General features: G+C 44.1%; 12 protein-coding genes. 11 read left to right on the top strand and 1 reads right to left on the bottom strand.

All coding sequences use genetic code 11. The annotated features are described in order from the left end of the window. Positions 1-736: 736 nt before the first annotated feature. The 11 genes from E4U82_RS14915 to E4U82_RS14865 all read left to right on the top strand — a co-directional run bounded on the left by E4U82_RS14915 (position 737) and on the right by E4U82_RS14865 (position 15075). Positions 737-1684, top strand: coding sequence for a YybS family protein (locus E4U82_RS14915; protein ID WP_135110954.1), 948 nt, complete (start codon positions 737-739; stop codon positions 1682-1684). Positions 1685-1711: 27 nt separating this feature from the next. Then, positions 1712-3685, top strand: a complete 1974-nt coding sequence (locus E4U82_RS14910; RefSeq protein ID WP_135110953.1) for a DHH family phosphoesterase — start codon at positions 1712-1714, stop codon at positions 3683-3685. Next, complete coding sequence (rplI, locus tag E4U82_RS14905; protein WP_135110952.1) at positions 3682-4128, top strand: 50S ribosomal protein L9; 447 nt, start codon at positions 3682-3684, stop codon at positions 4126-4128. Before E4U82_RS14910 ends, rplI begins: the two co-directional genes overlap by 4 nt. Before the next feature lie 56 nt (positions 4129-4184). Continuing rightward, complete coding sequence (gene dnaB, locus E4U82_RS14900) at positions 4185-5558, top strand: replicative DNA helicase (RefSeq protein ID WP_135110951.1); 1374 nt, start codon at positions 4185-4187, stop codon at positions 5556-5558. An 812-nt stretch (positions 5559-6370) separates the two neighbouring features. Further along, positions 6371-7657, top strand: a complete 1287-nt coding sequence (locus tag E4U82_RS14895; RefSeq protein ID WP_135110950.1) for an adenylosuccinate synthase — start codon at positions 6371-6373, stop codon at positions 7655-7657. A gap of 481 nt (positions 7658-8138) precedes the next feature. Further along, the gene (gene yycF / locus E4U82_RS14890; protein WP_135110949.1) at positions 8139-8843 is read left to right on the top strand and encodes a response regulator YycF; all 705 of its coding nucleotides are present in this window, start codon (positions 8139-8141) and stop codon (positions 8841-8843) included. 9 nt (positions 8844-8852) lie between these two features. Beyond that, a complete protein-coding gene (gene walK, locus E4U82_RS14885) occupies positions 8853-10679 on the top strand; it encodes a cell wall metabolism sensor histidine kinase WalK (protein WP_135110948.1) in 1827 nt (608 codons plus the stop codon). Next, a complete protein-coding gene (locus E4U82_RS14880) occupies positions 10679-11989 on the top strand; it encodes a YycH family regulatory protein (protein WP_135110947.1) in 1311 nt (436 codons plus the stop codon). Before walK ends, E4U82_RS14880 begins: the two co-directional genes overlap by 1 nt. Positions 11990-11991: 2 nt before the next feature. Continuing rightward, entirely contained in the window at positions 11992-12927 is a 936-nt protein-coding gene (locus E4U82_RS14875; protein WP_135110946.1) for a two-component system regulatory protein YycI, read from the top strand. Next, positions 12924-13709 (top strand): MBL fold metallo-hydrolase, encoded by a 786-nt coding sequence (locus tag E4U82_RS14870; RefSeq protein ID WP_135110945.1) that lies wholly within the window; start codon positions 12924-12926, stop codon positions 13707-13709. The genes E4U82_RS14875 and E4U82_RS14870 overlap by 4 nt, the downstream gene beginning before the upstream one ends. A gap of 145 nt (positions 13710-13854) precedes the next feature. Then, positions 13855-15075, top strand: a complete 1221-nt coding sequence (locus E4U82_RS14865) for a S1C family serine protease (RefSeq protein WP_135110944.1) — start codon at positions 13855-13857, stop codon at positions 15073-15075. 323 nt (positions 15076-15398) lie between these two features. On the opposite strand, the gene E4U82_RS14860 is transcribed toward E4U82_RS14865, so the two are convergent. Beyond that, positions 15399-15773, bottom strand: coding sequence for a DoxX family protein (locus tag E4U82_RS14860; protein ID WP_135110943.1), 375 nt, complete (start codon positions 15771-15773; stop codon positions 15399-15401). Between the last annotated feature and the right edge of the window lie 123 nt (positions 15774-15896).

Raw genomic sequence — 15896 nt, 5'->3', positions numbered from 1 at the left:
CATAGACCCACTTAAAAAGCATTTCCGGCATCCACACATGGTAAGGTTGAACTAAGGAATTTACGCGCACGACGCCGAGAGATATGGGAGGGTCCACCACCATGTTGAATGTGGAGATCCAAAGGTGCAATCATACGATACATTTTTCTTAGTTTTCAGAAATATGGGCGCTAAGTGTATCAAGGTTAACTAAACATTTCCATATTTTTCCTTTACGGATGTATAGCCTTCAGCTTTATCAGATGGCTTCATCAAATATGGTAGAAAAGGTGAGAAAAACAGCGATATTTTAAGGAAGTCGAAATAAATAGAGGGAGGTCATCCGGCAGCAAGATCCCATAACACGGTAGAGTACCAGGAAATGCCCGATTCTGTTCGGGCCTGCAGGATGCAGGTCACAAAGGCGTTGCCACAGGAGGTGGCGGGTTTAGCCTTTGTTCCCAATATCAGTGGGAGAAAAGCATCCCACTGAATGAAGTTTCACTTTACCCCGCATGTAATGGACACTAATCCCCTTAAAAAACAGGGGATAACTGTCCATAAATGCCCGATTCTGTTCAACTAAACATTCAGTGGGGGAAAAGCATCCCACTGAATGAAGTTTCACTTTATGTTATTTTTAACACCAATTGCAGTTGAAATCGTGTTATCATATAACAACGAGGTGGTAACCTTACATGAGGAATTGTAACATAACAGAAACAACCAAATTAAATGACTATAGAGGGTGCAATCGATGAACCAATCAAGACAGCTGACAGACGGAGCATTGTTAACGGCCGTATTCATGATATTAATGCTGATTGCGACGTTTGTCCCTGTTATCACACTAATCGCCACATTCTTATTACCAGTCCCATTTATTATATTTGCTTCCAGATATGATTGGAAGCCAGCGATTATCATGCTGATCGTTGTTTCTGTTCTATCATCATTACTTACAACTATATTCTCTTTGCCAATTCCTGTGTTAATGGGGATTGGCGGAATTTTGAGCGGAAGTGCTCTTTACAGGAAATTTTCTGCGTATGAAGTCCTGGCTCGTGGCACCATCGGGTTTGTGATTGGATTTGTGTTCGTTTTTGTATTCAGTCAATATGTATTTCAAGTTAATTTGGTAAATGAAATAGATAACATGATTCAGCAGTCACTGACAACGAGTCAGGATCTCATGAACCAACTTGGTATGAATGAACTGACAGAAAAGCAGATGACTATGATAACTGAACAATTTGGCATGCTGACAGAGCTGTTACCTGTTTTTATAGCAATAGCTTCATTGCTGTTTGCATTTGTCAGCCAATGGGTCAGTTATAAAGTCATCAACCGGATAGATCGTCAACAGTTGAGCTTCCCGCCCTTCCGGATGCTGCGGTTTCCAGTTTCATTAATTTGGGTTTATTTTTTTGCGTTAATCATGACATTCTTTGACCTTGATCCGGACGGTATGTTGTTTTTGGCCGTTCATAATATCTTGATGCTTACGGGCATACTGATGACGTTGCAAGGCTTTTCATTTATATTTTATTATGCCTATGCCAAGCAAATGTCGAAAGCATTGCCGGTTGCAAGTGTTCTTTTGACAATATTTATCCCGTTTATTTTCTTTTACCTGGTGCGACTATTAGGTATAATTGATCTAGGTTTTTCCTTAAGGGATCGCTTACTCAATGATAAAAAGTGAGTGGGAGTTCAGGTAGGAGCTGATGATATGCAAGATTTTCAACGAAAGCAAATGTTAAGCAGTCACTTATGGGTGGTTTATTCACTATCTGTCATATTGCTTGGCTTTATCTGGTACTTTCAATGGCTGATCGGTCTGATTCTGACTGTTGTATTGGGTGTATCATTGTACTATAGCATATTGGCGGAAAGAAAAAGGCAGCAGGATACGGAAAACTATATTGCAACACTCTCCCACCGGGTCAAACGTGTCGGCGAAGAAGCGCTGCTGGAGATGCCAATCGGAATCATCTTGTTTAATGACGATTATAAAATCGAATGGGCAAACCCATACATGAACCGCTTTACAGAAGATGACACATTAGTTGGAAAGTCACTCAATATACTCTCGGATGACCTGATTTCCAGAGTTAAAGAAAATAATGAGGACATATGGCTCGATCTTGATGAACATCATTTTCAGATGTCGATCAAAAAGGAAGAACGCTTGCTGTATTTATCAGACCGTACAGTCCAATCCGACATTCAATCACGTTACGTCAATGAGAAAACGGTCCTTGCCATTATATTTCTTGATAACTATGAAGAAATCACACAAAATATGGATGACACCTTAAAGAGCCAATTAAACTCAAAAGTCACATCGGTTTTGAATAGCTGGTCAAATGATTACGGTATTTTTCTGAAGCGCACATCACAGGATCGGTTTATCGCTGTTCTAGCGAAGGAAATATTGGACCAGCTGGAAAAATCGAAATTTGATATATTGGATGAAGTGCGTGAACTGAACGCCGAACAGAATTTACCGGTTACTTTGAGTATTGGTGTAGGGGCAGGCGACATGGCCTTGCCCGATCTTGGCGAAATGGCGCAATCCAGCCTTGATTTAGGGCTGGGCCGAGGTGGTGACCAGGTCGTCATAAAAGATGACGCTGGGAAGGTCCGATTCTACGGGGGGCGCACCAACCCGATGGAGAAGCGCACGCGGGTCAGAGCACGTGTCATTTCACATGCTCTGAAGGATTTAGTCCAAGGAAGTGACAATGTCATTATCATGGGACATAAATCACCTGACATGGATTCAATTGGTGCGGCGATAGGCATTTTGAATATTGTTAAAACCAACAATATGGAAGGGTATATTGTACTTGACCCGGATGATGTTGACACCGGTGTCTACCGGCTTATTGACGAGCTCAAAGAAGAGGAAGAGTTGTGGCCTCACTTCATTGACCCCGAAGAATCGGAAGCGCTGGTTACCAGCCGGAGTCTTATTGTTGTCGTGGATACACATAAACCCGGCATGGTTGCGAATGAAAAATTGTTAACGAAAGCCGAGTATAAAGTCGTGATTGATCATCACCGCCGTGCCGAGGATTTCATTGATGACCCGACACTGGTTTATATGGAACCATATGCATCATCAACAGCAGAATTGGTGACAGAGCTGCTGGAATACCAGCCAAATAACCTGAAGTTGAAAATGCTGGAGGCAACAGCATTGCTGGCAGGGATTATTGTCGATACCAACAGCTTTACCCTGAGGACGGGATCACGGACGTTTGATGCTGCCTCCTATTTGCGGTCAAAAGGGGCAGATACCGTACTGGTACAGCGATTCATGAAGGAAGATTTGGATGTCTATATTAAACGCAGCAAATTAATTGAACGTGCGCAAATTCACCGTGATACCATTGCCATTTCGAAAGGTGCCCCCGATGAAACCTATGGTAGTGTTTTAATAGCCCAGGCGGCGGACACCTTGCTGACGATGAGCGGAATTAATGCATCATTTGTTATATCTGAACGAAAAGACGGACGAATCGGGGTCAGTGCTCGTTCACTTGGTGATGTCAATGTACAGGTCATTATGGAAAAAATGAATGGCGGTGGTCACTTAACAAATGCCGCTACGCAAATTGAAGATACAACAATGGACGATACAGAAAGTCTGCTGAAAGACATATTGGAAGACTATTTTACGGGAGGGGAAACCGAATGAAAGTGATATTCACACAAGATGTTAAAGGAAAAGGGAAAAAAGGTGACGTGAAAAATGTTTCGGATGGTTATGCCCGCAACTATCTACTGAAAAACAACCTGGCTGAAGAGGCAACACCAGGCAACATGAAAGCATTGGAAGCGAAAAAGAACAAACAGAAGCAGCAAGCCGATGAAGAAAAAAAGGAAGCGGAACTTCTGAAAAATGAGCTTGCTGATTCGACCGTTGATATAGCGGCAAAATCAGGCGACAGCGGGCAATTGTTCGGCTCCATTACGTCAAAGCATATTGCCGATACCCTGAAAAAAGACTATGGTTATCACATTGACAAACGAAAAATCGAACTGGATAACCCAATCCGTACTCTTGGCTATACCAATGTGCCAGTTAAACTACATCCGGAAGTGACCGGCACGATTAAAGTTCACGTCGTGGAGAAATAACGAAGAGTGCCTCCCGGGCCAACATGAAGTAGCGCTCTCCACAAGGGGGGAAACAATTGAGTGAACTTTGGAATGATCGTACACCACCACATAATATCGAAGCAGAACAGGCTGTCATCGGCGCCATCTTTTTAGAACCTGAGACACTCTCCTCAGTGGCTGAGCGTTTAATGCCGGACGACTTTTACCGGGCAAGCCATCAGCGAATATTTGAAGCCATGCTGACACTAACAGATAAAGGCGAGCCGATTGATCTTGTCACCGTTACAACATCGCTTTCCAATGAAAAAAAATTGGACGAGGTCGGCGGTGTGGCTTATTTATCTGATTTAGCCGGAAGTGTCCCAACTGCAGCAAACATTGTCTATTACAGCAAAATTGTTGAGGAGAAGTCAGTGCTGCGCCGGTTGATCAGGACAGCGACAGATATTGTTAGTTCAGGTTTTTCCAATGAAGATGATGTGGAAGAAGTTCTAAATGAAGCAGAAAAGAACATTTTAGATGTCTCCGGCCGGAAAAATACCGGAGCGTTTAAGGCAATTAAGGATGTTCTAATTGACGTATACGATAATATTGAACAGCTTCACTACCATGACGGCGATGTGACCGGGATACCAACAGGCTATCGTGATCTGGATCAGATTACGTCCGGTTTTCAACGTAATGATTTAATTATTATTGCGGCCCGTCCATCGGTAGGTAAAACGGCTTTTGCCCTGAACATTGCGCAAAATGTCGCCATTAATACCGATGAAAATGTGGCGATTTTCAGTTTGGAAATGGGGGCCGACCAGCTCGTCTCCCGTATGCTCTGCGCAGAAGGCAATATTGATGCGCAGCGTCTGAGGACCGGAAAGCTTGAGGCGGATGATTGGAGTAAACTGACCATGGCCATGGGCAGCTTGTCTAACGCTGGTATTTATATCGATGATTCGCCGGGCGTCCGCGTCAATGAAATACGGTCAAAATGCCGTCGGTTAAAACAGGAGCACGGGCTTGGCATGATTTTGATCGACTATTTGCAACTGATTCAGGGAAGCGGCAACTCTCGTGAAAACAGGCAACAGGAAGTGTCAGAAATATCCCGTGCCCTTAAAGCTCTTGCACGTGAACTGAATGTGCCGCTGATTGCATTGTCACAGCTCTCGCGTGGCGTGGAAGCACGGCAGGACAAGCGCCCGATGATGTCGGACTTGCGTGAATCAGGAAGTATTGAACAAGATGCCGATATTGTTGGATTCTTATACCGTGATGATTATTATGATCAGGAATCCGAGAAGCAAAATATTATTGAAATCATTATTTCCAAACAGCGGAATGGTCCCGTCGGCAATGTTGAATTGGCATTTGTCAAAGAATACAATAAATTCGTTGATCTGGATCACCGTTACACAGACAGTGACATGCCGCCTGCACCTGTTCAAGTGTAAAACAGCTTCATGCGTTGAGGCTGTTTTTTTTGTTTTAAAAGATTCTTTTACGCAAAATCCATAAACTGCGACGTGAGTGCTGGAATGTTTTCTATAAGTACGTCCACTTTTCACCCCACCGTCCGGGATCGCTATGGGCGGATGCTTTCCGCGGGCAACGCTTCAGCTTCCTCGGAAGCAAAAACCGCTTCCTGCGGGATCTTCAGCTGTTGCTTTTCCCGCAGGAGTCACCGCCCTCCGCTCACTCGGACTAGTGAAGTGGTTTTAAACGTATTTCTATCACGACCCCTGGACCAGTCAATAAAACCAGCGGAGGAAATACACGGATACTCCTGTGGGAGCAAAGGCCTGGATGAGACCCCTTAGTGCTTAGCTCGAGGAGGCTCATCAGCCGCCCACGGAAAGCGACGAGCAAAACATCCGCCGAGTTAGCTGCGAGTTGCGAGGAGTGCTGCTTCCCGCAATCACTTGCAACACGACGAGCACCAAGTGTATTTCCGCAGCGGCAGTTTAACACTCATGGAACATTACGTCGCAGTTTATCTCTGCTGAGCAAAAGTATCAAAGTATATGAAAACATTTTAAAAGAAGTACATCTTATTTGAATGCTAATATTATAGGGTTTGTTGAGCCAAAAGACACAAGGTTTGCGGAAACGAGTGTCTGGAGCTGAAATAAACTGTAGATATTACGAATATTTTAGTATTATATTTATATATTATTCGTATTTAGTTTGACATAGGCTGAATTCACTGGTAAAATGACGCTGTTCATAAGGAAATTACAGACGTTAATATATATGGAGGTGCACTATGTCCTCAGTGGTAGTAGTAGGCACGCAATGGGGCGATGAAGGCAAAGGGAAAATTACCGATTTTTTATCACAGAATGCTGAAGTGGTGGCCCGTTATCAGGGCGGCAACAATGCGGGGCACACCATCAGATTTGACGATACAACGTATAAATTGCACTTAATCCCATCCGGCATTTTTTTCGATGATAAGTTATGTGTGCTCGGAAATGGAATGGTGATTGATCCGAAAGCATTTGCAGAGGAAATCAAATATTTGCATGAACGTGGTATTTCTACTGACAATCTGCGAATCAGCAACCGGGCACATGTTATTTTGCCGTACCATTTAAAACTGGATGCACTGCAGGAAGAAGATAAAGGCGACAACAAAATTGGCACAACGAAGAAAGGGATCGGACCGGCTTATATGGATAAAGCAGCCAGGAGCGGAATCCGGATTGCCGATTTACTGGATAAGGAAACATTCCGCAAAAAACTTGAACAAAATTTAAAAGAAAAGAACCGTTTGTTTGAGAAGATTTATGAAAGTGATCCGTTCCAGGTGGATGATATCCTGGATGCGTATTATGAATACGGTCAGCAGATGGCAAAGTATGTTTGTGATACGTCAGTCGTCTTAAACGAGGCGCTTGATGGCGGCCGCCGTGTACTGTTTGAGGGTGCACAGGGTGTCATGCTTGATATCGACCAGGGGACATACCCATTTGTGACGTCATCCAATCCAATCGCAGGCGGTGTCACCATTGGATCTGGTGTCGGGCCTTCGAAAATCAATCACGTCGTTGGTGTGTCAAAGGCTTATACAACACGCGTTGGCGATGGTCCATTCCCGACCGAACTGCACGATAAGGTCGGCCAACAGATCCGCGAAACCGGCCATGAATACGGCACGACGACAGGACGTCCGCGCCGTGTCGGCTGGTTTGACAGTGTTGTTGTCCGTCATGCACAGCGGGTAAGCGGGATTACGGATTTATCCATCAATTCACTGGATGTATTAACTGGGATTGATACGCTGAAAATTTGCGTAGCCTATAAATATAAAGGGGAGATCATCCATGAATTTCCGGCCAATTTGAACAAGCTGGCCGAATGTGAACCCGTGTATGAGGAAATGCCTGGATGGAATGACGATATAACGAACGTCAGAAGTATCCACGAACTTCCGGAAAATGCCCGGCATTACCTGGAGCGAATTTCACAGTTAACGGAAATTAATTTATCAATTTTTTCAGTTGGACCTGACCGCACCCAGACAAACGTCGTAAGAAGTGTCTATAGCTGATGAAAAACGGCAGGGTTATCTAAAGTAAAAAAGAAAAGCGCAGGGCGCCTTGTTCACCCCACGAAAAGCTTAAGCAAAAATTTGCAGTGGCGGATTTTGCCACATTGCTTAAGACCTCGAGGGGGTAGGCGCTGGCCGGCTAAGTTCGGCACGTCCTGTGCCAACGCCGGCACTAGTACGTCCTGTACGTCGAAGCTGGACATGGCTATTGCTGACAAAGAGCTTAATATAGCCAAAAATTTTAGACATTCTTATCTTTAAATAAATTCGATGCAAGACTGACTCAGGCAAGGTTGGAGTCAGTCTTTTTGTTGAAAAAAATGCGAACAATTACCCGGCCCCAGATAGGCCGACTTTAATTTCAGCTAATAACAAAAGACATTTAAGCGAAAGTACGATAGAATAGATGAAAGAATGGTTAAGTACGCGTTTGCTTGAAGTTCAACCTTTTGAAACAACGTTAAAAAGGAAGTGATGGATAATGGCTCAAAAAATACTTGTAGTTGATGATGAACAACCGATAGCCGATATTTTGGAATTTAATTTGAAAAAAGAAGGCTATGACGTTGTCGTGGCTTATGATGGCGATGAGGCGATCAAGCTTGCTGATGAGGAAACGCCTGATCTTATTTTGCTTGATATTATGTTGCCGGGTAAAGACGGTAATGAAGTCTGTCGGGAAATCCGCAAGACACAGTCCATGCCGATTATTATGCTGACAGCCAAAGATGCTGAAATTGATAAGGTGCTGGGACTTGAACTTGGAGCAGATGATTATGTGACCAAGCCGTTCAGTAATCGGGAAGTGATTGCCAGAGTGAAGGCGAACTTGCGCAGGCAGCAGCAGATCCCGGATGATGCGGTGCAAACCACCAAGAATATTGAAATTGGACGCCTGGTGATTCACCCAGACGCATATGCTGTGACACGAGACGGGGAACAGTTGGATCTCACCCACCGGGAATTTGAGTTGCTTCATTATCTTGCCCGTCATATCGGCCAGGTCATGACACGGGAACATTTGCTGGAAACAGTGTGGGGTTATGACTATTTTGGTGATGTTCGGACGGTTGATGTGACGATCAGACGCCTCCGCGAAAAAATTGAGGAAAATCCGAGCAACCCGATCTGGATCGTGACACGTCGTGGTGTTGGTTATTATTTGCGTAATCCTGAACAGGAGTAGGCGGGTCTGATGCGTAACGTTGGTTTTTTCCGTTCGATACAACTGAAATTTATCATTATTTTCATTTTGTTATTGCTTGTGACGATACAGGTGATTAGTGCCTATTTTGTCCGTGGACTGGAAACAGAACTCCGGGAAAATTTCGAGGAGTCCGTCGAAGCCAGTGTTGATATCCTGCAGGTAAACCTGAAACAGGCATTCAGCAAAGAACGATCTGATGATAATGGAGAATCGACGCAGCAGCAAGACGTACAGACGATTGTGAGGGTTAATGACACGGCAGATATTATTAATGTACAAGTCGTTAATATGCAAAGCAGAATCATTGCTTCAAGTGACACCTCGAGCAACAGTGATATCGACAAAAAAACAACCACCAATTTTATTAATAATGTACTAAGGTTCGGGAACGAAGACAAGGGCAACATGGTGAATAGGGATGGGAACCGGATCTACAGGCGGGCCGTTCCGATTTATAATAATGAGAATACGCAAGTGGGCGCCCTTTATGTTGAAGCGTCGCTTGAACAGGTTTATAAACAGCTGAATGATATTAACCGTGTGTTTCTACAAGGTTCCATTTTAGCGATTACCGTATCGGCGTTTCTGGGGATTCTGGTTGCCAGGACCATAACAAAGCCGATTAAGGAGATGCGCAAACAGGCACAGACGATGGCACGGGAAGACTTTTCTCAGAAAGTCAATGTTTATGGAAAAGATGAAATCGGTCAGCTTGCCGAATCGTTTAATGATTTGAATGTACGACTGAAACACTCCAGGGCACTAACGGAGGAAGAAAGGCGTAAATTAAGCTCTGTCTTGTCCAATATGTCTGATGGTGTGATGGCGACTGATCGGAACGGATTTATTACACTTATAAACGATGCGGCAGGGGTATTGATGAATCAGGATCCCGAAGAAGCCAAGGGAAAATTTCTGCTTGATGTATTGCAATTGGACGATAATTCTGTTGATATTTCAGAGCTGCCTGACAGTGGCTCGATGATTATTGACTTCAGCAATGATGAGGAGATCTATCTAATTCGTGCCAAGTTCTCGACCATTGCCGATGAGGATAATGATATTATTGGGTTTATAACGGTTCTCAGTGATGTGACCGAACAGGAAAAAATTGAACGCGAACGCCGTGAATTTGTCTCCAATGTGTCACACGAACTCAGGACGCCATTAACAACCATGCGCAGTTATATTGAGGCGTTATCGGAAGGAGCATGGGAGGACAGAAATATTGCACCGAAGTTCCTGTCCGTCACCCAAAAAGAAACAGACCGTATGATCCGGATGGTCAATGATCTGCTGCAGCTTTCCCGAATGGATAATAGGAGTGAATCATTGCAGCAGGAGCGGGTGGACTTTATTGACTTTTTTCAACAGGTAATTGACCGTTTTGAGATGAATGTCTCCGATCAAATAGAGCTGCAGCGTGACTTGCCGAAAGAAAAACTTTACGTCTGGCTTGATAAAGATAAAATGGCTCAGGTACTGGATAATATTATTTCCAATGCGATTAAATATTCTCCGGAAGGCGGGGCAATCAGCTTTAAAGTGGCTAAACAGAAAGGAAATCTGCTGATCACTGTGTCAGATCAAGGCCCCGGTATACCATATGATAAGGTTGATAAAATATTTGACCGTTTTTATCGGGCAGACAAGGCTAGATCACGAAAGCTTGGCGGAACAGGCCTGGGACTTGCGATTGCTAAAGAAATTGTTGAATCGCATCACGGCAGCATTTGGGCCAAGAGTAAAGAAGGTAAAGGGACGGCGATTCTCTTTACACTTCCGCTGATAAATAAGAAGCGGAGGGTGAACTAATGCAGCTTGAAACTGTAAAGTCGTTTATATTATGGGTACTGGTGGGTGCCAGTTTGTTGCTGACATTCACCCTGTGGAGTTATAGGCCGGAAATGGAGCAATCGGAAAATTTCGTGGAGGACAGAACAGACCTTGGCGGCACTGAAGAAACGCAGAATACACTCATTGAACCAACTTCCATTATTTTTCAGAGCAGCAGCCAATACTTTGGATTTACGGATCCAGGTGAACGCCAATCACTGTACGAGGACATGCAAAACTGGAGTTTGTATGATTTCCGGACGACAAAAGGCAATGGCCCGCCTTCTGAAGATAATCAGGTGGAAATCATCTTCCCGGATGCGATACCGATGGAGATGGCCGCTAATTTGTTTACGTTCAACGAGGATGTGCAAATGCCCAGCTGGGGATTTGAACGCATATTTATGACATTCAACCAGGATTCCAACACGATGAATGTAATTTTCTTGTCTGAAGACGGCGGCAAGCAGGCAACAGCGGTCGTCAATAACTCCGAAAAATATGCGCTTTTGTGGGAGTACCTCACGACATTTGAGGGACTGACGGACTATTTGCGGGTGAAAGGTGCTCCAGAGCGAATTTATATACCAAACCAGCCGAAAAATATTGGCACTAAATCGATAGCCGTTCAAACCATTGATTCGCAAACCATGGTTGATACACTGTTTTCGGATCCGGATATCGTCAGCCGGAACCGTATCAGGGAAAATGAAATCTACTTTACCGATAATGCACGTGGTATCATGCAGGTCTACCCGCACAGACGAACAGCTGAATTTCAAAATCCGCTCCAGTCATCCAACGAGACACAGCTGAAACCGTCTGTATTGGTTGAGCAGAGCAGATTGAACATTAATGATCATCGCGGGTGGACAAATGACTATCGTTTATCGGATATTGCCATCAATGCGGCTACCAATAAGATTCGTTATCAAATGTATTATGAGGGTTACCCTGTTTTTGGCAGCAACTATTCATCAATCATTGAGCAGCAATACCGCGAGTCGGAGTTGATTCAATATAATCGCCCGTTATTCAAACTGGCGAACTATTTGGGCGGGGATGATTCCTCGGATCTGATGTCAGGAAAAAGCGTCATTGAAAGACTGGAAAACAGCGATACTTATAATATGGATAACGTCTATGATATTCAAAACGGCTATGATTTAACTTACCGGAGTGAGGCTGATGCGGTAACATTGGAACCTGCCTGGTTTGTGGATTACAATGGCACCTGGCAGAAAATGAAGTTTAACCATGGCCATCCACAGCAGGAAGGAGGTAGCTGAGGATGCAATGGAAACAAATTAAAACATTATTTATCCTCTGTTTTCTTGTCCTGGATATATATTTGCTGCTGATGTTTATTAATAAACAAAGTGCTGCTGAATTTGCACTGCCGGATACATCTGATTCAACATTCGCACAGGAGCTCGAAGCCGCTGATATCAGCGTCAGCGCTGATTTACCCAGCGGGACTTTCAGTGAGCCCCAATTATATTTAAATCAGAAATCATTTACGGATGATGAGCTGGCTTTTTTTGAAGATGCCGATAACCAGCAGACAGTGGTCATGGATGACACTTTTATCTTATCCCGTTTCCAGGAGCCCGTTGCCATACCCGATGAAGCAGACAGCAGTTTAATCAATGAGATTGTGAAGAGCAACATTCCAATGGCTGATCAATACACATTTGGAAGCTGGAATGAAGAAATGAATGTGCTTGTCTTTTTTCAGCAAAAAAACGATTTTCCCATCTATTATAATCAGAGTGGCATCGTCCTTGTTTACTTAAATGATGATAATGAGATGCTCTTTTATACGCAGACAATGCTTGGAGAAGCCGGGTCTTCAGATGAAGAGCAGACGTTGAATGAACCGATTAAGGCTATTCAGGCGATATTTGAAGGCAACAGACTGGAGAGTGGCGACGAGATAACGGATGTTAACATGGGACTGCATACAAGAATTCCATTGGATAACGGTGAACGAGTCTTTTCACCGACATGGGCTATAACGGTCAATCATGAGGAGAAATTCCATGTGAATGCGATTGAAAATCTGGTCGTTTCCAGTGATGAACGGACATTTTTAACAGGTGTGATCACGTTTACGATTGAAAAAATCCAAAAGCTTGATGACGCCAGTGAGATGAAAAGCTTTGTGTTGGCATATCTGGATGAATTACTGGCATCCAATCAGCAATCGGAGAGTGAAATTGAATGACATTACGTTTTAGTGTACTAGCATCAGGAAGTACCGGAAATGCTTTTTATATAGAATCGGATAAGCAACGGCTGTTAGTAGACGCTGGGTTAAGTGGGAAGCAAATGGACAGGCTATTTGGGGAAATCACCGTCAATCCAAAGGGTCTGGATGGTATTTTGGTAACCCATGAGCATAGCGATCACATTAAAGGACTGGGGATCATCGCTCGAAAATATAACCTGCCCATCTATGCAAACGAAAAGACATGGCAGGCAATGGAAGACGCCATAGGAACGATTTCCCTTGATCAGAAATTCCATTTTGGCATGGAGGAAATCAAAACATTCGGTGATATTGAAGTGGAATCGTTTGGTGTATCCCACGATGCGGCGGAGCCCATGTTTTTCACGTTCCGAAATGACGAGAAAAAAGTGGCCCTTGTAACCGACTTGGGTTATGTATCGGAACGGATTAAGCGAACAGTGGAGGATGCGGATGCTTACATATTTGAAGCCAACCATGATGTGAGCATGCTACGAATGGGGCGTTACCCGTGGAATGTGAAGCGCCGTATTTTAGGCGATTCCGGACATGTGTCCAATGAAGATTCCGGGCTTGCTCTAAGTGACTTGATTACGAACAGGACAAGCCGGATTTATTTAGCCCATTTAAGCCAGGATAATAACATGAAGGATTTGGCGCGCATGTCGGTTGATCATATTTTAAAAGAACGCGGTATTACGCTTGATATTCGTGACACCGATCCAAAAACACCAACGGCATTGTATGATGTCGGATAATAATTTTCCGATTGGTGTAATACTATAGTGTGATAGGCGTAAAGTGAAACTTCACTCAGCTTGGGATCCACCTGAAATTCTTGAAGTGGAGTTTTACTGCCCGTTAAGGCGGGATCAAATCCTTTATGTTAAAGGAGCAGTTTAAATGGGCTATTTTGATGATGACGACTGGCAGAGTCATAATAAAAAACGCCACTGGATAGGGCCAACGCTGGTCGGAATTGTTATTGGCATCGCTGTTGTGCTGATCGCATTACCTGGTATTTTAGAATCGGATATTTTACCTGAAGTGTGGACTGAGGATACTGAAACCGCACAGGATAAGACAAACGGAGATGCTGCCCGTCCTGATTCAAGTGGTTATATCTCGGTCAATGTGTCGTCCCAAATAACGGATGTGGTGGATGCGGTAACGCCTGCTGTCGTGGGTGTCATCAATATTCAGAGGCAGGGTGACTTCTGGCAGCAGCAGGAAGGCTCTCAGCAGAGTGAGGCCGGGTCGGGATCTGGCGTCATTTATAAAAATACGGATGAACATGCATATGTGATTACCAACCATCATGTCATTGAGGGTGCGGATACCGTTGAGGTCGTACTTTCGGACAATACGCGGGTGGAAGCGGAAATCCTTGGCAGTGATTTGTTTTCTGATTTGGCCGTGTTACGGATGAACGGTGACCAGGCCCAGGAGACCATTGAAATGGGTTCATCGGAAAATCTGAAGGTTGGTGAGCCTGCTATTGCAATCGGCAATCCGCTGGGCATGTTTCTGGGCTCGGTGACACAGGGGGTTATCAGTGGAACGCAGCGTACGATTCCACAGGATTTTAACCAAGATGGCCGGGCCGACTGGCAGGCGGAGGTTATTCAGACCGATGCAGCCATCAATCCCGGAAATAGCGGTGGCGCTCTGATTAATATTGATGGACAACTGATTGGCATCAACTCGATGAAGATTAATCAGGAGGCGGTGGAAGGTATTGGTTTTGCCATTCCGATTGATGCGGCAAGACCGATCGTGGACGAATTGGAACAGACAGGACAAGTAACACGTCCATATATGGGTATTGAAATATACTCGCTTGAAGAAGTGCCACAAACGGAATGGGCGGACACCTTGAATCTTCCGGATGAAGTAGAAGGTGGGGTGTATGTCTGGACGGTCGAACCAGGAACCCCGGCAGACAAAGCAGGCATTACACGGCTTGATGTCATTACAGAAGTCGACGGCGAACGGGTCATGAACATGATTGACCTGCGCAAGATTTTATACCAGGAAAAAGAAGTCGGGGATTCACTGACGGTCACTTTTTATCGCGAAGGTGAGCAGCAGAAAGCTACATTTGAATTGGTTGAACAACGGTAGCGGGACTGTCTGTACCTGCTATGGACATCATGTTCGTGATGACTCATTCAATCGGGAGAAAGCTATCCTTTCATGAGAGGATAGCTTTACTTTTATTTAAGAATAAGAAAGTATATAATTTTTGGATATATTAAACTCTTTGTCAGCAATAGCCATGTCCAGCTCCAGCGCCTACGCTTTTCTTATCCGTTTGCTTTAATGTTATCCACAATCTGTGAATAACCTGTAGATAACCTCCATATTTAGTATAGAACAAAATTTCTGCAACAACATAACTGCGAACATTTGTGCATATGTGGATAATTTTGTGGATAGTCGTTCCGCTAAAGTTGTTTTCCGGGCCTATGCTGCCACAGCAGGATTAATAAAATAAGCATGACAATATCAAGACGCGCGTCAAAGGCGAATTGCAGGAATCCCTGGTTCATGAATATCGGCAGTTTCGTCAGGTAAATCGCCCCGAGGATAATCAGAATAAGCGGTGCGGCAGCCTGTTTCACGTATAATTGTGCCAATATCAGTCCACTACAGGCGATTTCAGTTATGGCGACGAGAAACAGCATCATACTTGGGGATGGCAGTCCAAGATCCATGAATATTGTTTGAAAATCGCTGGAAACGAGCTTAAGAATGCCGGATGTCAAAAAAACATAACCGACCGCATAGCAAATCCACTTTGACATATTCATCATTCGCATTGGAGAACACCTCCATCATTCGTAATATTTAATACATATGCAAGTCCTCGGACAACCTTGACAATCTTCTTCCTGCATTTTAAAAAACGCTTTAGAATAATTACCTTACATAAAAAGGGGAAA

This window comes from Lentibacillus salicampi, assembly GCF_004565465.1.
GTDB lineage: Bacteria > Bacillota > Bacilli > Bacillales > Amphibacillaceae > Lentibacillus > Lentibacillus salicampi.
The sequence above is the reverse complement of the archived record's forward strand: the minus strand, read 5'-3'. Positions and strand labels throughout refer to the sequence as shown.